The following is a 23,193-nucleotide window of genomic DNA, read 5'->3' on the forward strand; positions in this document are numbered from 1 at the left end:
CTCGTTTATCATTTGCCACTTTAGACAAACTCTTATTATGGGAGTGTTGAGATATGAGTAGTAAGAGGTTATAATCTAAAATTTTTAATGTTGTATTGCGTCGGTAATAGCCTAGTTTTACTTGTTGTAACTTTAGATTTAATATATTTGTTTGTAGTTCTAGTATTTTAAATACATAGTCAAAATCTTCTTTATTTATCATAATAACCTTTTAGTAATATTACAGGTATAATATCACTATAAATACTTCATACTAAATACATCAATGGAATTCATATAGCTCACAGTATTTAAATAAGCAATATTTTTTATTTGATTTGAAAATTAACGTAAGCTATTAATTAAGTCAATAGATAGAACTTCGTATATCGACTTTTCATTTACTCGGAGCTACTTAATATATGACTAACCACCCACGCATCGGTATCGGTATTTTAATCTTTAATAATAGAAATAAAATTTTATTAGGTAAACGTATTAGTTCCCATGGTGAGTCTAGTTATGCTGCTGCCGGTGGACATTTAGAATTTGGAGAAACATTTGAAGAATGTGCTATCCGTGAAGTTTTAGAAGAAACAAATCTAATCATTGAAAACCCACAATTTATAGCGGTGACTAACGATGTCTTTGAAAAAGAGCAAAAGCATTATGTCTCTATTTTCCTTAAAGCTCATTGTTTAAATGAGCATGAATTACAGAACCTTGAGCCTCATAAGGTAGAGAACTGGCAGTGGTTTGCTCTTGATAATCTACCTTCTAGCCTCTTCCTACCCTTAAAAAGACTCATTAAGAAAAAATGTTATTTATATAAAGAAATTATTGATTAATCTAATATTTCTTATTCTTCTTTAAATATGTAATGTAGATCTTAGTGGATTGAATGGTGGGTTTGAGAAGACTTGAACTTCCGACCTCACGCTTATCAGGCGTGTGCTCTAACCAGCTGAGCTACAAACCCACAGTGTAGAAGTATGGTGAGCTCGCCGGGATTCGAACCCGGGACCCTTTGATTAAAAGTCAAATGCTCTACCGACTGAGCTACGAGCTCTTAAATATATTGTAATTAGCAATATGAAGATCAATTTCAAAAAGAGCAAGAAGTCTATAAATCGAGGAACGCAGCGTATACTTAATACATGAGTACCGCAGACTTTATAAGACGACGTAGCCAAAATTTTTGAAATTCATCGAATATTGAATATATTCAAAAATTATGTTTTACTTTATCGCCGAAAAAGGCTAATCTGTCAACAATTATTTTTTAATTTAATATATAGGAAGTTTATGCAGCATCAGGATGTGGCTATAATTATCCCCTCAAGGCTAAGTTCAACTAGGCTTAAACAAAAACCGCTGCAGCTTATCGGCTCTATAACTTTAATCGAGCGGGTATTCAAACAAGTAAATCAGGCTAACCTTGAGCATACATATGTTGCTACCGACTCGGAAGAGATAGCAAATATTATTAAAAAAGTCGGAGGAAAAGTAATATTCACGGATAGTGCTATCCCAACCGGTACTGATCGTACTTATGAAGCTTTTAAATTAATTCCAAATAATCAAAACATTAATTACATAGTTAATGTACAGGGAGATATGCCTTTCATTGAACCTAGCTCTATTTTGAAAATTATAGAATATTTAAAAAACAGCGAATACGATATTGTTACACCGGTAGTAAAGGTAGATAGGGAATCAGTAGAAGCTAGTAGTAATGTTACCGTAGCGGTTGACTCGGCGGGGAAAGCATTGTATTTTTCGCGTAGTCTTATTCCAAACGGTGCAGAAGAATTTTTATATCATGTAGGCATGTATGGTTTTCGTAAAAACGCTTTAGAAAAATTTGTATCTCTTAAGCCGACTTTTTTAGAAAAAACAGAACGTTTAGAACAATTACGTGTCCTTGAAAACGGCATGACTATAGGTACATGTTTAGTTGAGAATGTTCCTATTTCCGTAGATACGGAAGAAGATTTTAAAAAAGCAGTAAAATTTTACGAAAATATTAGTAAACTAGGTTTATAATAAATGATGGTACGTTTCATTTTTGTTACCGGCGGCGTTGTTTCATCACTTGGTAAAGGTCTAACGGCAGCATCTCTTGCTATGCTATTACAAGCGAAAGGATTTAAAGTTTGCGTACGAAAACTAGACCCTTATCTTAACGTCGACCCTGGGACTATGAATCCTCACGAACATGGAGAAGTATATGTAACTGATGACGGAGCAGAAACTGATCTAGATCTTGGACATTATGAACGTTTTACCGGAGTTTCCTCATGCAAGTTTGATAGCATCACAACAGGAGCGATATACTCAAAATTACTTAAAGATGAACGTTTAGGAAATTACACCGGCGTTACCGTTCAAATCATCCCGCATGTTACAAATATAATAAAAGATTTTATACTTTCAAACACCAAGGGCTTTGATTTTATTATTTGTGAAATAGGCGGTACAGTCGGTGATATTGAAGGTCTACCGTTTTTTGAAGCTATAAGGCAAATCGGTAACAAATTAAAAAGCGAAAATTGCTTATTTATTCATTTAACATTATTACCTTATGTTAAAACCGCCCGTGAATTGAAAACAAAACCTACCCAACACTCAGTTAAAGAATTACGTGCTATAGGTATTACACCTAATATACTAGTATGTCGTGCAGAACGTAACATTTCAAAAAGCGAAATAGATAAAATAGCTTTATTTTGTAATACAGAATCTGAGTATGTTATTCCGGCAATAGATCAAAAAAATATATATTTAGTACCGATTGCGTATCATAATTCAGGTCTTGACAATAAAGTATTAAAATTTTTTAATATTAATGTCGTACCATCCAAATTAGATAAATGGTATGATATAATTGGTAGGCTAAAAGATTCTAATTCAAAAGTAAGAATTGCTATAATAGCTAAATATCATAAATTAAAAGATGCTTATAAATCAGTAATAGAGGCACTTGATCATGCAGGTATTTATTACAAATACAAAATTGATTTAGTATGGATAAATGCTGAAAATCTAACTGAAGAGAATATTAATAAAAAATTATTAAATATAGACGGGATTTTAGTACCGGGCGGATTTGGAGAACGGGCAACTAAAGGAAAAATTACAGCAATAACATATGCTCGCACTAATAACATACCTTTTTTTGGAATATGCTTCGGTATGCAACTTGCGACAATCGAAATAGCTCAGAACTTAATCGGTATTAAAGATGCAGTAACGGAAGAATTTAAAGTAGACGGTACAAAAATTATTGAGAAAATAAATAAAAACTGTGAAGACTCAAAAATAACAATTGAAAATGTAAAAAAGACTATGAGGCTCGGCTCTTATCCTTGTAGTTTGGTTGCAAGTACCATTGCAGCTAATGCTTATAAAAGCCTTGAAATAAACGAGAGACATCGTCATAGATATAAATTTAATAATGAATTTCAAAATATTTTTGAAAAAAACGGAGTAGTATTTAGCGGTTTTTCAAAAGATGAAGGAATTGTAGAAATAATTGAACTACCTGGACTTCGTTGGTTCGTAGGAGTACAATTTCATCCGGAATTTAAATCTAAACCTTTTGAAGCTCATCCGTTATTTATTCAGTTTATTAAAGCAGCGATTGAATATAACAAATGTAATTAACAACAATATATGAGACTATTTTAAAAAATCTTGACATAGTTTTTATTATAGTCTAGGTTGCATAAAAAATAATATAGCCGGACAGTTTTTGAAAAACGTTGGGGGTCATCCCTACAAAAGTCTTGTTGCGTGGAACGGTTTTTCCGTCATTGCGAGCAGCCATAGGCTGCATGGCAATCTCATGAAATAATAACAAACTCCTGAGATTGCTTCGCCTTGATTACTACGTAATTCTTCTCGCAATGACGACTCTAGTATCCACTCCGGTAATAAAAAAAATAAGCTCATAGTAAATCAATGGATGCCGTGGATTCTAACTTCACAATTTGGAATAAAGCCAGAAACAGTAAATTTAGACATATAGTATGGCCGATTAGATCGTATGAATTAACCAAATTCATCCCGATGGCTTTACTAATGTTTTTTATTCTACTTAATCAAAACTTAGTTCGTAGTATTAAAGATAGTTTTGTTATTACCTTAATTAGCTCGGAAGTATTGAGTTTTATCAAACTTTGGGGCGAAATGCCGATGGGAATTTTATTTGTTATTCTTTATTCTAAACTCTGTAATATTATGACAACAGAGCAAGTTTTTAGGATAATTACCAGTACTTTTTTATTTTTCTTTACAATTTTTGGTTTTATTTTATTTCCGTACAGAGAGTTTTTTCATCCCGATCCCGAATTAATTAAGCACTATATCACTGTTCTTCCTCACTTAAAATGGTTTTTAATAATTTGGGGACAGTGGAGTTTAGTATTATTTTATATTATGGGAGAATTATGGCCCGTTATAGTATTTACTCTTTTATATTGGCAGCTTGCAAATAAAATTACTAAAGTCGAAGAAGCACCGAGATTTTACTCATTTTTTACTTTATTTGGACAAACTAATTTACTCATCTCAGGAACCGTAATTATTTATTTTGCTAAGAGTGAGCATTTCTTATTACCTTTATTTTCTCATCTAAACGATACAAATGAAATCCTTTTAAAATCATTTATTACGGTTATTTTAATATCCGGATTAATTTGTCTAGCTCTTCATAAACTTATTGATAAATCAGTCGTAGAAGCAGACAAAAATATTAAATTTAAAAACCAAAGAACGGATATATTAAAATTAAGCTTAGTCGAAAGTGCAAAAGTAATATTAACTTCTAGATATCTCGGTTTTATTTGTCTTCTTGTAATGTCTTATTCTATGAGTATTAGCCTAATAGAAGGATTATGGATGTCAAAAGTAAAACAACTCTATCCTGCTACAAAGGATTTTATATCCTATCACGGTGAAGTGTTTTTTTGGACGGGAGTACTCACATTAGTTAATGCGTTTTTAGGAAGTAGTTTAATTAGAATATGCGGCTGGTTTTGGGGAGCTATTATAACCCCGATTATGATGTTTGGAGCAGGCGTTATGTTCTTTTCATTCACGGTTTTTGAAAATCACCTAGGAAATATCATAAATACTCTCGGCTATAGTTCGCCTCTTGTCGTTATAGTTTTTATCGGCGGACTTTGGCATGTACTTTCTAAATCCGTAAAATATTCACTTTTTGATGCTACTAAAGAAATGGTATATATTCCGCTCGATAGTGAAATGAAGACCAAAGGTAAAGCTGCCGTTGATGTTATGGGTACTAAAATCGGTAAATCAATAGGTGCTATTATTCAATTCATATCCTTTAGTATTTTCCCAAACGCCGTACATAACGACATAGCCGGTTTATTGATGTTTAGCTTTGTAATCGTATGTCTATTATGGCTATACGACGTAAAAGTTTTATCGGAACAATATAATAAGATGATAAAACGTTGATAGTTTTATGGTTCAATGTCATTCTCTCAAGGCATTATTACGTAGATACCATCCCGTCATTACGAGGAAATTGCATAGCAATTGACGAAGTAATCCAGTAAAAATGCTATAAATTAGCATTTTTATTACTTTTTCTGAATTGCCACGTCGCCTACGGCTCCTCGCAAGGCCTTGTTGCGTGGATACCAATGTCATTCCCGCGTAGGCGGGAATCCAGCATAAAGCGAGATAAATCGAGCTTTTAATTTCAAAAATTTGCTGTATATATACCTTTTTTTCTGGATTCCCGCCTACGCGGGAAGGCGTTGTTGCGTAGACCGGTAAAACCCACTGTGTCACCCCGTGGCTTGACCACGGTATCCATAAAAACAACAAAAAATACTAATAATTTTAGTATTTTTAACTGGATCCCGTGGTCAAGCTACGGAATGACAGAGGTGAAGTTGGTCCACGCAACAACGCCACGCGGGAATGACATCGAGTAGGTTTTACCGGTCTACGCAACAATCTCTCCTCACAATGACGACTTTATGCCCATGTGGACAACACTAAGCTAGGAAGGACATAAAGGACCTTTCAAAAATTACTTGATACTATGAATTAAACCACTATATTTGAGCATCCTCTCCTATTAATCCTTGATCAAGTAAATCAAAAGCCTCATCCAAGCACTTATATAATGCATTTTCTTGAGCTATTTCCGAATAATCTTCGATTAACCCTAGATTTTGACAAGTAGTAACAAGTTTAGCTTTTAAACTATCACTCTCTTGATTTTCAATATAATCTAATATTATTTTTGAAACATCTTGGTTTGCTTCTTCATATTTATTTTTTAAGTTCTGCAATCTATCAACATATACTCTTAACGTCTCTACTTTACTTTGATATATTAAGCCCTTTATTTTTTCAATTCGTTTTATTAACCGCTCTGCCTCTTCATACGGTTCTTTACATTGTCTTACTAAATTTGCTTTTGTAAAATTAGTATTAGCATTATTATGCATTAATAGTGAAAGAATAATTTTATTTTCTACTGAGTTACGACCACAGTAATATAATACTTCACCCATCTGTTTATAGTCATTCACCGTAGCACCTAGCACCATATTCAAGTAACATTTTGGCTTTTTCAAAATTACCTGTAACCTCTAAAGCAGTATAACCATTCTCATCTTGTATATTAGGATCAATATTTTTTTGAAGTAACTCTTTAAGGTCTACTAAGTCAGTTACATGATGTAGGGTACTTTTGTTTTCTGGGCTATCTACCGTATCAAAGCTTACATCTTTATTGTTCTTGCTATTAAGGCTATTGTTAATACTAACACATAAATCGTGAAATACATCTGGAACGGATTTACATTATTTTGTATTACTTCCCTTTCCAACACAAGATTTAAAAACATTTATTAACTTAGAAATTTTAGGCATAGTTATCTTCTTTTTTTAGTTATTTTATTAAAATTCCATGTTTTATGGTATTTTCGACTCAGCATTTATTAATCTATTTTAATAAAGTCAATGTGAATGGTTAATTTTTATGAATTAACCAATTAACAATATAATTTAAAAATTCTTTTTTCTTGAATCTATTTGTAATATAGTAATAGGCATATTTAATATTTGTAGAGGGAGTAATGAAAAAAAATCCAAAAATCTCATTAATAGGTAGCGGTAACATAGGTGGTACGCTTGCTCACTTAATTAGCCTTAGAGAACTAGGTGATATCGTGTTATTTGATGTAGCTGAAGGAGTACCGCAAGGAAAAGCATTGGATCTCATGCAAGCCGGTACAATAGCCGGGTCTGATATCAAAATAAAAGGCACAAACGACTATAAAGATATTGAAGGATCTGATGCAATAATTATTACTGCCGGTTTACCAAGAAAACCAGGAATGAGTAGAGACGATTTAATTAGTATTAACACCGGTATTATGAAAAATGTTGCAGAGAATGTTAAAAAATACGCTCCTGATGCCTTTGTAATAGTAATTACCAACCCGCTTGACGTTATGGTATATGTCATGCTTAAAGAAAGCGGACTACCTCATAATAAAGTAATAGGGATGGCAGGCGTACTTGACTCATCAAGATTTAATCTTTTTCTTGCTGAAGAATTTAAAGTATCGGTTAGCAATGTTAATAGCATAGTTCTCGGCGGTCATGGTGATGCAATGGTACCTCTTGCAAGATATTCTACAATATCGGGCGTACCGATACCCGACCTAATAAAAATTGGCTTATCAAGTAATGAGAATATTGAAAAAATAATCGATCGTACTAGAAACGGCGGCGGTGAGATTGTTGCATTACTTAAAACAGGTTCTGCTTATTATGCCCCTGCATCCTCAGCAATAGAAATGCTTGAAGCGTATTTAAAAGATAAACGTCAAATTCTAACTTGTGCCGCTTATCTACAAGGTGAATATGGGGTTAATGATTTATATGTCGGAGTACCTATTATTATAGGTAAAGAAGGCGTCATAAAAGTAGTAGAACTACAGCTAACTAAAGAAGAAAAAACATTATTCGACAAATCAGTTGAGGGAGTTAAAAAACTCATTGACACGATAAAATAAATGATAAAATTATATTGAAGCACAAATGCAACAAGATTTAAAATATTGAATTAATACTAATTATTAGTATTGTTAATTTAACATAAATGGTATTACATTTTGGTTTATTTTTATTAATAGAGGGAAATTATGAAACATAAGAATGAATTAGACCAGCTAATAAGAAATCTTTATTTAATAAAAAATACTAATTTAAATAATATTTTAGAAACAGATAAACTAGCTATAACACGTACAACTAATTTTATAGAAGCTCTAATAAACAAAATAGACCCTAGAAAGCCGGGACCGTATGTTTCTCAGCAACAAGCTAACTTCAAAGTAGCAAATAATAAAAATATACAGGGTGCTAGTAAAGAAATTTATTTAAAAAATCTACCTATTAGTATTGGTAAAGTTGAAGGCTTTAAGGAAGACGAAAAAGATAAAAAAACGAAAGCTCAACTTGATGTCCTAGTATCCCCTTCAGATTTTTCAGAATTATTAAAACTAAGTAATTCATTACCGATCACTAATGAGCAACGAGTAGAAATAAAGGGCAATATTAATCTATTGCAATTGATGGAAGAAGTTGTTCAGAAAGTAGGGAAAAAGAGCTTAAATATACAGCAAGATAAAAAAGTACTTGCCTCACAAGAAAATGAACAAGCTATAACACACGGTCAACAAAAAGTAGAGCTTAGCCTTAAAGAAGAAATAATAAAGTTAAGGGAAGTAGTTCAAGAAACAATCAAAAATCCAACTAATAATGAAGAATTTAATAAGACATCAAAAGAAATTTTAGATTTGATTAATAATATCAACTCTCATCAATCATCTAGATTACAGGCAGCTAGAAATAAAATCCTGAGTAGCGGAGGAAGCCCTAATATTAAAAATACAAAAATAGAGGAATTTTTTCTTGAACAACATGAATGGGATAAATTTCAAGAATTAAGAGAGAGATTACAAAAAATAAAAGAACCTAGAGAAAAATTAGATGAAATGAAAAATTTTTATGATGTGATTAATTCATTAGATAAAAATATCATTCTACGAGTAATGCAAGAGAAACAAAAAGTTCAACAAGCTTCCAATCAAAAAGCACAAGAGATTATAAGAAGCAAATTTTTATACCTTGATAATGCCGGAGATTTTTCAGACGGTTTACAAAATTTATTTGAAGAGTTAAAAAATAAAGAAGAGAAGGGGCAAAAAGAACTTATAGAAGCTTCTAAAAATATACTCAGCAAAAGTATATCAGTAAATAAAAATTACTTCCGTAATACTAATAATTCAAGCGAATTAGATTTACAATATAAGATGTTATTAATAGATCATGCAGATAATATCTCGCAAAATATAAAGGATGCTCTAGTCTTATATGCCGGAAGTAATAACAATAACCAGATTGATATATTATCTGAAGAATTAGCAAATAAATTTAAAAATATATCAAATTTAATAAGGTAAAATGAATCAGTACTACAGAAAGAAACAAGTAAATATTCTCCTTCTTTAGAAACTATACCTGAAGATTCTATACCTAAGTTATCACCGGCAATAGTACATTCCTCAACAGAACTTTTTGCAAAACTAGAAAACTCATTCAATGAACTAGAACAATTCACTGATAAAATATTAATAGATGCCGGCAAATCTTATGTACAACAGGCAAATATTAATCCTAAATCCAATAATGTTTCTAGATCTTCTTCCATTGATTCAGGAATCGGTTCAAGTCAAGAAGAATTATCTACCATATTTGGAAAAAGCAGCTCTACTAATTTAATTGAAGCTCTTGATTTAGCACAAGCGAAAATTTTATCAAATTCAAATACAACAAAAGATAAGTTAACGGCAACAAAAGAACTACAAAAATCTATCCGACAAAAAGAAGTAAGCAATGAAAGACTTACTCAAGAAGAAATAGATAATATTTATAAAACACTAGGTATATTTGAAGAAATTAAGGAATATGAAAAGAGCGAAAATTCACGTGATCCTCGTGAGGATCGTAGAAGCGATAATATCGCTTTAGAGTGGGATAATACCGGAATGCTAACTACTGATACTGATTTAGAGTGGGATGACACCGGAATGCTGCCTCCTTCCCAAAATAGTGCCGTTTTAGATAAATTAAAAGAAGCAGTAGATGATTATATATCTGAGCTACAAAATGAAAAACTATCTAAAGATACATCACCAAAGCAGGTTAATATCGATAATGTATTACCTAAAATACGTAACTTATTTAATGATGAATTAGCTAAAGATACATCTCCAATGCAGGAAGCAATACCGACTCCTCCTGCTCTTTCCTGGAATACTCATCCTATATTCGGTGATACAATAAAGTTCTTAAAGAGATTTAAAGAAGAGATAGATAAATTTCCACAAGATTACACTAAAGCCTCTACCATACCTCTATATTTAAGTAATGTTAATAGAAATTTAGGAAGAAGCGAATTTTTAGCAAGTATGGTATCGACTTCTCAAAAAGATGAGAGAATTAACGATATATTAGATAAGCTCCAAAAAATTTCTACTAATTGTGGTAAGATAAGTAATAGTGATGATAAGTTTAATAAAGAGATTAAAGAATCTTTTGTAGAAATTAATACCACATTAAAAAATATAATAGAATATAAAGGACCCGAAATAGAATATTTAAATTCCAATATAGAAAAAGTTCAAAAGAATTTATCTCGTTTAGAATCTTTTACTTATGAATTATCTAAAAATACATCTCCGAAACATACTAAGCAATCAACCCAAGAACAACCTAAAATATCTACAGGAGCAGTTACCGGTATAAAAGATAGAATAGCAAAATTTGAAGCAGACTCTGACAGCAAAATCGAAAAATACTGGACAGAAGAAAAGAAACAGACTGTAGAAAAACAACATGAAAATACTCAATCTGACTATATAACTCCTAAGAAAAATTTTGAGTTTGAAAATCGAGGTAAAGAAATTAAAGAGAATAACACCAAAAATTTAATAAACAAATTTGAAAAAGGCTTTGATAGTAAAATAACAAGATACTGGACATCACCGGAGGAATGGGATAAATGGGAGGAAGAAAAGCAGAAAGATACAGGGAAAGAGAATGAACTAATAAGACCTCGTACAAAATTTTTAATAGAACATTCTAAGCATGCTCAATCTAAAGATAATGCACCTAAAAGGCAAACTAAGAATTATATAGAAGCTAGTGAAGATACACATATAAAAGAAGGCAATACAAAAAACTTAAAAGACAAATTTGAAAACTTAGCAAAAGAAGTGAAGCAAATTGGAACACAGGCACAGCAAAGCTCCAAATCTTCAAGTAGCCCTAGCATAAAACCTATAGGTCGCAGTAAAGACGGAAGAGTTATCTAAGACAATTGATGTTATTCTTGTTTTTGAGTCTGTTGTATGACTCATTTATGTCATTCCCGCAAAAACAATAAAAAATACTAATAATTTTAGTATTTTTAACTGGATCCCGTGGTCAAGCCACGGGATGACAGAGGTGAAATTGAGCCATGCAACAAAGCCTTTAGTCACTTGCAATGACGATTTAGTATCCATGTAAGGATAACATCCTACGTAAAACCAACACTGTACTCATTAATATTATAAGCAAAAATATAAAAAAGCTTAAAGTTAGAGATAGTGACTTAAAATTTTGCCACAACAACATACTAAAGAAAGGAGTAGTTGAGGATAGAATAATACCTCCAAAAGAATGAGATAGACTATAAAGCCTCATTTTAACATTAGTCTTAAACAAAGATTGAACAATAATTTGTAGCGGTACTGCATAAAATGCTGCAAGTCCTATTAATATAACGGGATAGAGAATATTAAATATTTGTTTGTATAACATTATTTGCATTCCTAAAGCAGCAATAATGCTAACAAATAAAGCCCATGTAATCTGTCTTAAAGGGTTTATTTTATCGGCAAGCAGCCCTGCAAAAACGGCTGATATTCCATAAGTAGTAGTAAGAGCTATATTCATAAATCTTATTTCAGGATGATTTACAAAAGCTATCTTTGTTAAAAAAACTCCTAAAAAAATTACTAAAAAATGATACACTCCTCCAATAGCACCGTTTATTAGTAATGCTATTATAAAGGATAGTTTATTATCTTTTATAATTTGCCGAGCGTCATTTAGAAAGCTTAATACAAGCGAATTTTGCGGCATTCGTCTGTGCTCACGTACTTTTGTACGCTGCGCAGACTCTTCCTTAAATTCATCTTGTCTAAACCTTTCTAAATTTAGCTCTATAGTACTTTTATAATATAAAAATTCACTACTTTCTTTAAAAAAACTTCTCATCAAAATAGCAAATAAACCGAATATTGCACCGATAAAGAAATTAAACCGCCATAGATACAGGATACCGGAATTGCTAGCATAATAATAAGCTATAGCCGCAAGTAATGCACCTATTTGGCTACAGCATGAAACTATTCCTATATTTAAATTTTTCCGATTATCTCCTGTTTTTTCAGCTACATAAACCTTTATTCCGTCAACTTCTCCAGCAAGGCTTGCTAAAAAAACCATTCGACATAATGTTAGTATTACCGTAGCAAAAATACCTATCATATCAAAGGAAGGAGTAATAGCAATTAATCCGGTAGAAATGCTACTCATAAACATTGATATCTTAATAGATTTAGTACGCCCGTATTTATCTCCGATAAATCCAAAAATTAAAGACCCTAAAGGTCGTACTATAACGGCTGCACTAAGAATGGCAAAAAAACCGAGTAGTTGTTTATCCTGCTCTATATTAGGTAAGAAATTTTGTGCAAGAATACTAGCCGATAAACCGAATAGAGCATAATCATAATAACGAATAATTGTTGTAAAAAATGCAACTAAAAAAGCTGAATTAGACATATAATATTTTCTTTTGGTGACAATATCATATGATACAAACTTTTTAAGCTGTGTGAAAGAAAATTAATTTAATATATTTTTCTATTGTAGTTTTAATTATAATATTTTATATCTGGTGTATACTCGATGAACTTCGTATACCAACTCTTCATTTACTCGAAGTATATATATAATTTTAACTTAGACCTATCCCCGAAACCTAAAATATTAATACTTGATAAAGAATTAACATTGATTCCTCTAAAAAATAAAATTAAAGAATTTCAAGCACTAGTAAAATCTAGAAATAAAGATAATATATCATTAGTTGATTCTTTAATTGAATCAAGAAGAAAGGAATTTAATAATGAATATTGCCTAAACATGGTTGCTTTGTAAGACACCTTAACCATTCTTAAGTTATTCTTGTAAAGGTGCTGTTTCAATTTCACTCCTGTCACCCCGTGACTTGACCGGCGTTGTTGTATGGCTTAACTTCACTGTTGTCATCCCGCGACTTGATCGTGGGATCCAGCTTAAAATACTAAATTATTAATATTTTTATTGTTTTTATGGACCCCGTGGTCAAGCCACGGGGTGACATAGTGGGGTTTACCGAGCCATGCAACAACACCGTCTTGACCACGGTATGACACCAAACTTATTTTTTGATTCATGCAGCAAGTTACATTCCTCTTCCTGAGTTTTGTTTTTCTATTTTTTTTCTTTGTGCTTCCATAGCTTTTGCCAGTCCTTCTTTATTCTTATCTCTTTCCTGAGGTATTTGTTTACCAATATCTTTCGCCTCTTCTTTTACAATATTTGGAATTGACGGAGGAGGTGGTGGTGGAACAGAAAGACCACTACCAGGCATTGGAGGCGACACCGGTATAGTACCGCTAGGCATAGTTGAAGTATTTTTTGAAGGTTGATTAGTAGCTTCTGTTTGCTGTTGCTTTATCTTCTCTTCTTTCATACGTTTTATAGCTGCTAATGCTCCTTGTTGCTGTAAATCTGCAGCTGTCGGTTCTCCTTTCGTAGGCGATGAGGGGTTATTTTTATTATTAAATTGTTTTTCTCTATCTGAAACACTATTAATAGTACTACGTTCTTTTTCTATAGCTTTAAATTGATTATTAATAGATTCCAATTCTGCAACAATTTTCCATCTTTCTTCTCTAGTAATATTAGAATTAGCTTTTTTTTCTTCAAGCCCCTTTTTCTTATCTTCTAATTCTTTCTGTTTTTGCTTTAATTCTTCTAAAATTTTTGCATGATTATCTGTTTTGATTTTAGGTTCTTTATTTTGACTTATTGGAGTATCAATATTTTGCTTTCTTTGTGCAGTCTTCCATGCTAACTCTTCTATAAAAGAATTAAATTTTGGCTTTTCTACTGGTTGAGATGAACTATTTATTAGTATTTCTACCGGCTTTATTCCTATCTCTGCTTGTGTGAGATCTTCAAAACTCTCTTTAGAAGCCAAAGGTTTTTCAGGTATTTGTTGATTTGTTTGCTGTACAATTTCTGTAATTTCTTTAATATTTTTATGTAGTTCTGCAATAGAACTAGCTCTTTCTAATTCTTTTTTAGGATTTCTAATATTCTCATACCGACTCTTTAAATCTTCCTTTAAATAATCATAAGTTGCTTTAATAGATGTTACTTTAGTTTCAAAGCTTGCGGTAATTTGTGCTGCTAACTTTAATGATTGTTCTGAAGGCTGCTTTCCTTCTTCACTTAAAGGCTAAATTATGATTTTAGACTTTTCTCCTGAAAACCATCTTGAAAATACACTTGGTTTATAGACTTGAATTTCTGCTTTATCGCCTTTCTCATCTTTAACTATTACACTCCCTTCATAACGGGTAAACTTATTAAGCAATGTTTTAGGATTTTTAAATTCTGCCGTTAAATTATTATTTTGTAATTTAGCAAAGACGTCTTGAATATTTCTTTTTTCTTCTAAGAATTTACTTAATTTTTTAAAATTTTGATCATTTTGCGAACTTATATTATTTATCTCATAACCAGGACTACTATCTACAAAATTTAGTACGAAAGGTTTGGCTTTTATTCCGTCATATATCTTTTTCAAAAAATTATCATTAAAATTTTGACTTTCATTAGTACCTTTTAAATTATTCTTTAATTGCTCAAAAGTCATTTTTTTCGGTTCGGCAATACTAGGATTATGCAAGTCGGTATTAAGCATAATTGTTTGGTAAACTAGTATATATGCGGCATCCTTACTTTTTATTTCACCGTTTAAATTTTGTTCATAATAGTTTGTCCCAAAACTTTCGACTAACCTATCTATTTTTTGAGCTTCGCCCGGTAATTTAAATGATTGTAAAAACCCACGTAAACTTTCTAAATAATCTTTTTCTTTAAAATCAAATTGCTTAGTAAAACTCTCTAATACTTTTTTATTATCGCCTCCATCTGTTCCAAGATAATCTCCTACAAACTCTAAATTTAGATTACTTTTTTCCTCATAAAAAAATTTAGCAGTTTCTTCTACAAAATCTTTATTATTATCAGCACACCATTTTTTAATTCTTACAATTCCGCTTTTTGGCTTATCATTAAAAAGTTTAACTACTTCGTTTTTTACTAATGAGTCCATTTTATCCCTCACAAGTTAATTAAATATCTAGTAATTAAAGACCTTTTATAGATTCAACACAAGTAAAAGTCGCAATTTTTAATATTTTACTATCTGTTACTGTGGCTTGTAAGATTTTATTCAGAAATTGATATTAACAAACAATATAATTTTAGAGGCTAATTGATAAGATTTTTGCAAGAATAGTTATTCATATTTCAAAAAAATCTTATAATTTGCAGCAAAAAAAATTAAATTATCGGTTAAAATTTATTTATAGATAGCCTCTTAAACCTCTTTTATAGCCTCAACGCAAGCAAAAGTTGCTATTTTTAGTATTTCATTAGCTGTTGCTGTAGCTTGAAGTATTTGAACGGGTTTTTCAAAACCGTTTGTTATAGGACCTATGAAGCTATTGGATGAAAATTCTTGTAATAATTCAGTAGAAATAGCCGCTGAATTTAAACCAGGCATAATTAATACATTTGCAGATCCTGATAATCTACAAAATTTATATAATTTACGTAAATCACCGTCTAAAGCTACCTTAACCGACATCTCTCCATCATATTCAAAATCTACTTTCATGCCGCTCAGCTCTTCTTTGTCTTTACTAAAATTATCTAGTATATTTACTGCTTCACGAATACGAACTGTTTTTTCCTTAGAAGCATTACCGAAGCTAGAAAAAGAAAGAAGCGCAACACGAGGAGTGATTCCCATATTTTTAGCAATTTCTGCCGTTTGTGTTGCTATTTGAGCAAGCTCTAAGCTGTTTGGATATTCAGTAATACAATTATCAGAAATAATAATATTATTGTCTTTAGCAATCATAATTGAATAGCCAAGGATTCTACGATTAGATTTTGGCGAAATTACTTTCATGATATCTTCTAAACTATCGATATAGCTTTTAGTAACACCGGTTAAAAGAGCATCACCGTCACCGCAAGCTACCATACAAGCAGCAAAAATATTCTTATCTGTTTTAACAAGTTTAGCACAATCACGATATAAATAGCCTTTTCTCTGAAGTCTTTTATATAAATAATCAATATATTTCTCTAAACTATCAGTTAAAGCTGCATTCATTATTTGAATTCCGTCTAAGCTAATATCTTGACCTATCTTTTTTAACGTAGCCTCAATTCTTTCAATACGACCAATTATAATCGGATGACCGTATTTCTCGTCTCGCATCATAAGAGCAGCAGAAATTACTTCTTCTTCTTCACCTTCAGCAAAAACAATCCGCTTAAGCGGTGCATTATGAATTTTTTCAGCTAAGAAATTCATATAGTTAGCAGTAGGGTTTAATCTGCTACCTAATTCTTTCTTATATTTACCTATACTAAAATCTTTAACCCTAGCAACGCCGCTTTCTATTGCAGCAACGGCAACCGCCGCTGCTACTACGGTAATTAAACGAGAATCAAACGGTACGGGAATGATGTATTCCTTACCGAAAACCATCTTACGCCCTGAGTAAGCTTTATATACCTCTTCCGGTACAGGTCTACGGGCTAAATCTGCAATAGCTTTTGCTGCTGCTATTTTTATTTCTGTATTAATGGTCCTCGCTCTTACGTCTAATGCTCCTCTAAAAATATAAGGAAATCCCATAACATTATTAATCTGATTATTATAATCAGATCGCCCTGTTGCTATAATTGCATCATCCCGCACAAGCTTTATATCTTCAGGAGTAATTTCCGGATTAGGGTTAGCCATAGCAAAAATAATCGGATTATTTGCCATCCCTTTCACCATCTCTTTAGTTACTGCCCCTTTTACCGATAACCCTATAAATACATCTGCATTATTTAAGCTTTCCGCTAAAGTTCTAAACTTGGTATCGCTTGCATATAGCTCTTTCCATTTATTCATACCTTCTAGGCGTCCTTTGTACACAACACCTTTTGTATCACATAAAATAATCTTTGATTTATCGACTCCAAGAGCAATTAATAAATCAATGCAAGCAATAGCGGCAGCCCCTGCCCCATTTACTACTATTTTTAGATTTTCAAGCTTGCGGTTAGTAAGATATACTGCATTTATTAGCCCTGCGGCGGTAATAATCGCCGTTCCATGCTGATCGTCATGAAAGACCGGTATATCCATTAAAGATTTTAATTTTTCTTCTATAATAAAACATTCAGGAGCTTTAATATCTTCAAGATTAATACCCCCAAAACTATAACTGAGATATTTCACGGCATTAATAAATTCTTCAGGGTCTTCCGTATTCACTTCCAAGTCAATTGCATCAATATCAGCAAATTTTTTGAACAGTACAGCTTTTCCTTCCATTACCGGTTTTGAAGCAGCCGCTCCTAAATTACCAAGCCCAAGTACGGCAGTACCGTTAGAAATTACGGCAACTAAATTACCGCGAGCGGTATATTTATATACATCCTCTAAATTTTTAGCAATTTCAAGACAAGGAGCAGCTACACCCGGTGAATACGCAAGCGACAAATCTTGCTGAGTAACTAAAGACTTTGTTACAGAAATAGCGATTTTACCCGGTTTATCTTTTTCATGATATTCAAGGGCTTCAGCATAATTTATTTTATTCATTTCATCCATTTTAGAAATTCCTGTTTTATTTATTTGTTTTGTGTCATACCGCGACTTGATCGCGGTATCCAGTCTTTTTAAACTTTTTTTCTGGATCCCGTGGTCAAGCCACGGGGTGACACTGTCCCTACCCCATCACATACATAATAATTGATATAGTAACCACTGAGAAAAAAGTAGTAAATGTTATAATCGACGCCATAGAATCAGGATCACCGTCAAGCTGACGAGATAGAACATAAGCCGTACTTGCACATGGAAGACAGCTATATAATATTCCTACCGATCTATCTATCCCCTCAATTGACATTAACCATAATACTATTACGCTAACTAGAGGAAATGCAACTAATTTAATAAAGCTTGTAAACATTACATTGTGTAAAAGCTCTCGCCTAATAGTAAAATTAAGCCCTGCTCCAACATTTAACATACCAATAGCTAAAGCAGCATTAGAAAGACTGTCTAGTGTTTTCTTAAGCCCTAAATGTAATTCAAGATTTGAGTAATTAAAAACGAACCCTACTAAACTTGCGATAATTAAAGGGTTACGCACAATTAATTTTATCATTAAAACAAAACTAGTTCTAATAGTATTAGTAACGGATTTATTAGGGATATAATAAGCAAAAATCATTACCGATAAAATATTGGTAAAAATAATCATATAAGAAGAAATAACGGCGACAATAGAAAGCCCACTAGGACCAAACAGCGGGCTACTTACTCCAAAAAAAATGTAGCTATTATAACGAATTGATCCTTGAAAAATGGAAGTAAATTGGATTTTATCTATGTTGTATTTTTTTTGGTAAATTATAAGACCAATTGATACAAGGATAGTGGAAATAATAAGAGCCACTACTAACTTAATTATCGATGCAACGCTTAAGTCAGCAGTAGATACATAATTAAACAGCATGGCAGGAAATAGTACAAAATACGATAATTTCTCAATACCACGCCAAAATTCTTCTGAAGTTAACCATTTACTTTTGATAATACTACCAAGAAGCGTAATTAAAAAAATAGGTAACGTACTACAAAAAATTTCATTCATTTGTTTTCGATGTCATACCGTGGCTTAACCACGGGATCCAGTTAAAAATACTAAAACGATACATAGTTTGGGTTGTTTTATGGATACCGTGGTCAAGCCACGGTATGACATAGTAACTTTCCTTCAACCAGCTTCTTCATTTCCTGTATCCCGTAAAGCTTTATAAAAGTTCCGAGTCTTGGACCTTCGCTTTGCCCAAGCAATATTTGATATAGATCCTTGAAATAATCACGCAGATTTTCATATCCTGCTTTCATTCCTATATCATATATTGCTTTCTGAATCGCTTCAGCTTCGGTTTGATCAGATATGCTAGATAACATATCTAATATATCTTGTAAAATAACCTTATGCTTTTCAGAAGGAGCTAAATATGATTTATGTGCTTTAATAAAGTCATTATAATATCTTATAGCAAATTCTGCTAAGTGGTCAAGATAAGGACTAGTCTTTGGAGTTGCTTTTGGCTCATATTTGCTAATAAATCCCCAAAGTACCGATTTATCGGAAGGATTACACACAGAAGTAAGATTTAAAAGCAACGCATAGGTAATACCAAAAGTCTCAATTTTCGGTACATTCCCGTGATGTATGTGATAAACTGGATTTGCAAAACGCTTTGCCCTATCTTCTTCTAAATGATATTTCTGATTAAAAGTAATATATTCATCAACATTTTTAGGTATTACATCAAAAAACAAACGCTTAGCTCTAGTCGGATTTTGATACATAAATAACGCCATGCTTTCAACAGGAGCATATTTAAGCCAATCATCGACGCTAATACTATTACCTTTTGATTTTGATATTTTCTCACCGTTTTCATCTAAAAATAGCTCATAACATAGCTGCACCGGCGGCTTGCCTCCTAGGATTCGGCAAATTTCCGAATAAAGTCGAATATTTGCTAGATGGTCTTTGCCGTACATTTCATAATCGACTTTAAGAGCAGCCCAGCGCATACCAAAATCCGGTTTCCACTGTAATTTACAATGCCCTCCCGTTACCGGTACTTCTACATAATTACCGTCCTCGTCTTTATATGTAACAGTACCTGCTTTAGCATCCCATTTCTCTATAGGTACTTGCAGTACCTTACCTGTTTTCGGGCATATAGGCATGAAAGGCGAATAGGTAGCCTTTCGCTCTTCTCTAAAAGTCGGTAGCATCAGCTCCATTATCTCGTCATATTTCTCTAGCACTCTTATCAGCATTTCATCAAACATAGCGGCTTTATAACAGTTAGTACTGCTATAAAATTCATACTCAAAGCCGAATTTATCAAGAAATGAGCGAAGCTTTGCATTCATATAATGCCCATAACTTTCACATTCACCGAACGGATCAGGGATAGAAGTAAGAGGCATATCCATATATTGTGCTACCATTTCAGGATTTGGTATATTGCTCGGTACTTTACGAAGTCCGTCCATATCATCGGAAAAGCAAATTAGCTTAGTCTTTATATCGGATAATTGCTCAAACGCTTTCTGCACCATCACCATACGAGCATTCTCACCAAAAGTACCTATATGAGGCAAACCTGAAGGACCATAACCCGTTTCAAATAATACATAATTTTTTTCAGGAGCTTTACCGTTTAAGCTGTCTAATATTTTCTTAGCCTCAACAAAAGGCCAAGCGTTTGACTTAATAGCATCTTCCCAAATTTCTGACATTTATTTTTCTTGCACTTTAATTAATAATCAGTAACAATATACTAAATTTATTTATTTGTAAAATATCACTTGAATTTTTTAATGTTATCCCATGGCTTGACCACGGGATCCAGTCTTTTTAGTTTTTTTGGATACCGCGGTCAAGCCGGCCTTGTTGCATGGTTCGACCTCGCCTTTGTCATCCCGTGATTTATTCACGGGATCCAGTTAAAAATACTAATAATTTTAGTATTTTTAGTTGTTTTACTGGATACCGTGGACAAGCCACGGTATGACACCGAGCGGGTTTTTGAGCCATGCAACAAAGCCGGTCAAGCCGAGGTATGACATTAGATTCATATACTTAACCATAACCTTAAAAAACCATGCCATTTACTACTATTATAAATTACATCAGAAAAGATAGCTATAAAGTTCTACATTTAGGACTAATTGCAATTTCTATAATAGCACTTGCTACTGCTTATATTGCTGAATATATATTCCATTATACACCCTGCCCTTTATGCGTTTACGAAAGGTTTCCCTATTTAACGCTAATCAAAATTTGCTTAACTGCTTTAATCATCAGACAATTAAGCAAATATACTTTAATATTTATTCTCCTAACTATCCTTAGCTCTTGCATATTATCAATATATCATAGCTTCGTAGAAAGAGGGATAGTACAACCAAGTGCTCTTTGCTCATCGATGATCCGTATCCCGAAAGGCTTGTCTATACAACATATCAAGCAAATGTTCTACTCGCAGCCAATCACTTCCTGCACGAAACCCGCAATCAAAATCTTCGGTATTTCTATGACGGAGTATAATCTACTCTTAAATATCGGTCTTCTAATCTGTTTACTCCTCGTTTGGTTTTATCCAAAATCTAGATAAATAGTTAAAAAATTAATTATTACTTGCAAAAATTAAAAATATTGTATATAATCTCACTTCAATATTTTTATATTATTTCTAATCTCTCAATTTTTTAAAATTTAGTTAGAGATTATATGAAAATAATAATTTCAACTAATTTAAAAAAGAGAAAAATATATGATGAGCTATTATAATAAAAATAATTTATTCCCAAAACTCGCTTACGGCAATCTTAGCGAAGTTCAAGCTTTATTAAAAAGTGGAGTTAATATTGATGAACATAAAAATGAGCGTGGAGAAACAGCATTATACAATACATTATTTACAGGATATATGGATAGAGCTGCATTGTTACTTAAACATAATGCTAGCCCTAATATTCAGGATAATTCCGGACAAACGATTTTACATCTTTTAGTGGCGGATAATTCAATAGATAAAATGAAATTTTTATTTGAAAATACTACTAATATTGATTTAGAAATAAAGAGCTTCTCTGGACATTTTCCTTTATATACCTCAATGCTTAACAAAAATATTGACGCTATGGATCTTTTACTTAAAAAAGGCGCAGATATTAATAGTAAAGATTCTTTTGGGGGTTTTGCTTTACATGGTGCAATATATAATAACCAGCTAAAAGCTGCCGAACTTTTACTTAAACATGGTGCAGATGTTAATGCTAAAGATAATTACGGGAATACTATTTTACACCATACAATAGGTATTAACAATATAGAAGCTGCCAAACTTTTAATTAAATACGGGGCTGATGTTAATGTTAAAAATAATAATAATTTCTCTAGATAGTGCAATATTAGGTCAGCAAAAAGAATTAGCTGAACTTTTTCTTAAATCCAGTGCTACAATAAAAATAGATAATACGATGGATTTCCAGATTTTGAACAAGAAATTACTAGATATGAATATAGATCAAGAGCTTATATTCATATCATTATTAATTTCTAATATTAATGATCAAACAAAATTTCAATTATTATCTGATTTTAATTTTAAAGCTGATATTCATCATAAGATAACAGATAATGGGAGTGTTGAGATATGAGTAGTAAGAGGTTATAATGTAATAAAAAAAATAAGAAAGTAAAGAAATGTCAGAGCATCAAATAACAATGGTCAGTTTAGATGAATTAGTTAGCACAGATCATCAATATCGTAGATTTAAAAGTTTATTTAATTTTAAAGCAGTTGAAAGAGAGTTATTAGTGCTAGAAACTGAAGCTAATTATAAAGGCTATGGAACATTACGGTTATTTAAATGTTTGCTTTTACAGTTTATGGAAGACTTATCTGATCGAGAATTAGAGTGTTATTTAGCTGATAGTAATGCTGGCAAATGGTTTTGTGATTTTGCTCTTACAAAGACGACACCAGATTATAGTGTGTTTAGTAAAATACGTAAGAAGATAGGTACTAATTTACTATCAAAAATATTTACAAACTTTGGAAGTGTTGAGAGATAAG

Annotated in this window: 27 protein-coding genes, 2 tRNA genes and 3 pseudogenes; 15 read left to right on the plus strand and 17 right to left on the minus strand. The window is 32.1% G+C overall.

Annotation, left to right across the window (positions count from 1 at the left end; translation table 11 throughout):
* A partial coding sequence (locus tag SB78_RS01710; RefSeq protein WP_041078072.1) for a hypothetical protein occupies positions 1-202 on the minus strand: 202 nt, incomplete at its 3' end.
* A 199-nt stretch (positions 203-401) separates the two neighbouring features.
* Between SB78_RS01710 and SB78_RS01715 the strand changes: the two genes are divergently transcribed.
* Positions 402-827 carry a nucleotide triphosphate diphosphatase NUDT15 gene (locus SB78_RS01715; protein ID WP_041078074.1) on the plus strand — a complete coding sequence of 142 codons (426 nt, stop codon included), beginning with the start codon at positions 402-404 and terminating at the stop codon, positions 825-827.
* Between the two features lie 54 nt (positions 828-881).
* On the opposite strand, the gene SB78_RS01720 is transcribed toward SB78_RS01715, so the two are convergent.
* Both SB78_RS01720 and SB78_RS01725 read right to left on the minus strand, forming a co-directional pair.
* Positions 882-958 (minus strand) — tRNA-Ile (locus SB78_RS01720).
* A gap of 14 nt (positions 959-972) precedes the next feature.
* A tRNA-Lys gene (locus SB78_RS01725) sits at positions 973-1,048 on the minus strand.
* A 236-nt stretch (positions 1,049-1,284) separates the two neighbouring features.
* On the opposite strand from SB78_RS01725, the gene SB78_RS01730 reads away from it, so the two are divergent.
* Positions 1,285-2,025, plus strand: coding sequence for a 3-deoxy-manno-octulosonate cytidylyltransferase (locus tag SB78_RS01730; RefSeq protein WP_041078076.1), 741 nt, complete (start codon positions 1,285-1,287; stop codon positions 2,023-2,025).
* A gap of 6 nt (positions 2,026-2,031) precedes the next feature.
* Positions 2,032-3,645 (plus strand): CTP synthase, encoded by a 1,614-nt coding sequence (locus SB78_RS01735; RefSeq protein WP_041078096.1) that lies wholly within the window; start codon positions 2,032-2,034, stop codon positions 3,643-3,645.
* A gap of 52 nt (positions 3,646-3,697) precedes the next feature.
* Here SB78_RS01735 and SB78_RS10355 read toward each other — a convergent pair whose 3' ends face one another.
* Entirely contained in the window at positions 3,698-3,841 is a 144-nt protein-coding gene (locus SB78_RS10355) for a hypothetical protein (protein WP_206743490.1), read from the minus strand.
* 101 nt (positions 3,842-3,942) lie between these two features.
* On the opposite strand from SB78_RS10355, the gene tlc2 reads away from it, so the two are divergent.
* Positions 3,943-5,466 (plus strand): nucleotide exchange transporter Tlc2, encoded by a 1,524-nt coding sequence (gene tlc2, locus SB78_RS01740; protein ID WP_041078078.1) that lies wholly within the window; start codon positions 3,943-3,945, stop codon positions 5,464-5,466.
* 18 nt (positions 5,467-5,484) lie between these two features.
* On the opposite strand, the gene SB78_RS10360 is transcribed toward tlc2, so the two are convergent.
* Positions 5,485-5,805, minus strand: coding sequence for a hypothetical protein (locus tag SB78_RS10360; RefSeq protein WP_206743491.1), 321 nt, complete (start codon positions 5,803-5,805; stop codon positions 5,485-5,487).
* Between SB78_RS10360 and SB78_RS09930 the strand changes: the two genes are divergently transcribed.
* Positions 5,775-5,951 (plus strand): hypothetical protein, encoded by a 177-nt coding sequence (locus SB78_RS09930; protein WP_199402697.1) that lies wholly within the window; start codon positions 5,775-5,777, stop codon positions 5,949-5,951. The genes SB78_RS10360 and SB78_RS09930 overlap by 31 nt on opposite strands.
* Positions 5,952-6,074: 123 nt before the next feature.
* On the opposite strand, the gene SB78_RS10580 is transcribed toward SB78_RS09930, so the two are convergent.
* Positions 6,075-6,557: a hypothetical protein gene (locus SB78_RS10580; RefSeq protein ID WP_241773664.1), complete on the minus strand. Its 483-nt coding sequence runs from the start codon at positions 6,555-6,557 to the stop codon at positions 6,075-6,077.
* Between the two features lie 549 nt (positions 6,558-7,106).
* On the opposite strand from SB78_RS10580, the gene mdh reads away from it, so the two are divergent.
* The gene (mdh, locus tag SB78_RS01750; protein ID WP_041078080.1) at positions 7,107-8,051 is read left to right on the plus strand and encodes a malate dehydrogenase; all 945 of its coding nucleotides are present in this window, start codon (positions 7,107-7,109) and stop codon (positions 8,049-8,051) included.
* 129 nt (positions 8,052-8,180) lie between these two features.
* Positions 8,181-9,503 (plus strand): hypothetical protein, encoded by a 1,323-nt coding sequence (locus SB78_RS01755; protein WP_052458461.1) that lies wholly within the window; start codon positions 8,181-8,183, stop codon positions 9,501-9,503.
* Positions 9,504-9,772: 269 nt separating this feature from the next.
* On the opposite strand, the gene SB78_RS09580 is transcribed toward SB78_RS01755, so the two are convergent.
* Complete coding sequence (locus SB78_RS09580) at positions 9,773-9,937, minus strand: hypothetical protein (protein WP_158510078.1); 165 nt, start codon at positions 9,935-9,937, stop codon at positions 9,773-9,775.
* Between the two features lie 574 nt (positions 9,938-10,511).
* On the opposite strand from SB78_RS09580, the pseudogene SB78_RS11660 reads away from it, so the two are divergent.
* The 3 genes and pseudogenes from SB78_RS11660 to SB78_RS07650 form a co-directional block, all read left to right on the plus strand.
* Positions 10,512-10,724: pseudogene (locus tag SB78_RS11660) on the plus strand (hypothetical protein); the annotation flags it as partial.
* Positions 10,713-11,090 (plus strand): annotated as a pseudogene (locus SB78_RS11665) (hypothetical protein); the annotation flags it as partial. The pseudogenes SB78_RS11660 and SB78_RS11665, both read left to right, overlap by 12 nt.
* A gap of 147 nt (positions 11,091-11,237) precedes the next feature.
* Positions 11,238-11,417, plus strand: coding sequence for a hypothetical protein (locus SB78_RS07650; protein ID WP_081420902.1), 180 nt, complete (start codon positions 11,238-11,240; stop codon positions 11,415-11,417).
* Between the two features lie 45 nt (positions 11,418-11,462).
* On the opposite strand, the gene SB78_RS09585 is transcribed toward SB78_RS07650, so the two are convergent.
* Complete coding sequence (locus SB78_RS09585; protein ID WP_158510079.1) at positions 11,463-11,609, minus strand: hypothetical protein; 147 nt, start codon at positions 11,607-11,609, stop codon at positions 11,463-11,465.
* Entirely contained in the window at positions 11,599-12,936 is a 1,338-nt protein-coding gene (locus tag SB78_RS01775) for an MFS transporter (protein WP_041078082.1), read from the minus strand. Before SB78_RS01775 ends, SB78_RS09585 begins: the two co-directional genes overlap by 11 nt.
* Positions 12,937-13,062: 126 nt before the next feature.
* Between SB78_RS01775 and SB78_RS01780 the strand changes: the two genes are divergently transcribed.
* On the plus strand, positions 13,063-13,314 hold the full coding sequence (locus tag SB78_RS01780; protein WP_041078084.1) for a hypothetical protein: 252 nt from the start codon (positions 13,063-13,065) through the stop codon (positions 13,312-13,314).
* 137 nt (positions 13,315-13,451) lie between these two features.
* Here the strand turns inward: SB78_RS01780 and SB78_RS11885 are convergent, their stop codons facing one another.
* From SB78_RS11885 to SB78_RS11900, 8 genes and pseudogenes are all read right to left on the minus strand, one after another.
* Entirely contained in the window at positions 13,452-13,592 is a 141-nt protein-coding gene (locus tag SB78_RS11885; RefSeq protein WP_410524492.1) for a hypothetical protein, read from the minus strand.
* Between the two features lie 8 nt (positions 13,593-13,600).
* Positions 13,601-14,401, minus strand: a complete 801-nt coding sequence (locus SB78_RS11890; RefSeq protein WP_241773666.1) for a coiled-coil domain-containing protein — start codon at positions 14,399-14,401, stop codon at positions 13,601-13,603.
* A 177-nt stretch (positions 14,402-14,578) separates the two neighbouring features.
* Positions 14,579-15,544: pseudogene (gene ralF / locus SB78_RS11895) on the minus strand (T4SS guanine nucleotide exchange effector RalF); the annotation flags it as partial.
* 267 nt (positions 15,545-15,811) lie between these two features.
* Positions 15,812-18,115: an NADP-dependent malic enzyme gene (locus SB78_RS01795; protein ID WP_041078086.1), complete on the minus strand. Its 2,304-nt coding sequence runs from the start codon at positions 18,113-18,115 to the stop codon at positions 15,812-15,814.
* A 118-nt stretch (positions 18,116-18,233) separates the two neighbouring features.
* On the minus strand, positions 18,234-19,166 hold the full coding sequence (locus SB78_RS01800; RefSeq protein ID WP_041078088.1) for an AEC family transporter: 933 nt from the start codon (positions 19,164-19,166) through the stop codon (positions 18,234-18,236).
* The gene (locus SB78_RS11440; protein WP_277813940.1) at positions 19,159-19,293 is read right to left on the minus strand and encodes a hypothetical protein; all 135 of its coding nucleotides are present in this window, start codon (positions 19,291-19,293) and stop codon (positions 19,159-19,161) included. The genes SB78_RS01800 and SB78_RS11440 overlap by 8 nt, the downstream gene beginning before the upstream one ends.
* Positions 19,259-20,845, minus strand: a complete 1,587-nt coding sequence (locus SB78_RS01805) for a lysine--tRNA ligase (protein WP_041078090.1) — start codon at positions 20,843-20,845, stop codon at positions 19,259-19,261. Before SB78_RS01805 ends, SB78_RS11440 begins: the two co-directional genes overlap by 35 nt.
* Positions 20,846-21,039: 194 nt before the next feature.
* A complete protein-coding gene (locus SB78_RS11900) occupies positions 21,040-21,147 on the minus strand; it encodes a proline/betaine transporter (protein WP_410524493.1) in 108 nt (35 codons plus the stop codon).
* Between the two features lie 63 nt (positions 21,148-21,210).
* Here SB78_RS11900 and SB78_RS07660 point away from each other — a divergent pair, with 63 nt between their 5' ends.
* The 4 genes from SB78_RS07660 to SB78_RS01820 all read left to right on the plus strand — a co-directional run bounded on the left by SB78_RS07660 (position 21,211) and on the right by SB78_RS01820 (position 23,192).
* Complete coding sequence (locus SB78_RS07660; protein WP_081420899.1) at positions 21,211-21,726, plus strand: disulfide bond formation protein B; 516 nt, start codon at positions 21,211-21,213, stop codon at positions 21,724-21,726.
* A gap of 159 nt (positions 21,727-21,885) precedes the next feature.
* Positions 21,886-22,518 (plus strand): ankyrin repeat domain-containing protein, encoded by a 633-nt coding sequence (locus tag SB78_RS01810; RefSeq protein WP_081420900.1) that lies wholly within the window; start codon positions 21,886-21,888, stop codon positions 22,516-22,518.
* Positions 22,487-22,774 carry a hypothetical protein gene (locus SB78_RS01815; RefSeq protein ID WP_041078092.1) on the plus strand — a complete coding sequence of 96 codons (288 nt, stop codon included), beginning with the start codon at positions 22,487-22,489 and terminating at the stop codon, positions 22,772-22,774. Before SB78_RS01810 ends, SB78_RS01815 begins: the two co-directional genes overlap by 32 nt.
* Before the next feature lie 46 nt (positions 22,775-22,820).
* A complete protein-coding gene (locus SB78_RS01820) occupies positions 22,821-23,192 on the plus strand; it encodes a transposase (protein ID WP_041078094.1) in 372 nt (123 codons plus the stop codon).
* Position 23,193 lies beyond the last annotated feature (1 nt).

The organism is Rickettsia asembonensis (assembly GCF_000828125.2).
Classification (GTDB): domain Bacteria; phylum Pseudomonadota; class Alphaproteobacteria; order Rickettsiales; family Rickettsiaceae; genus Rickettsia; species Rickettsia asembonensis.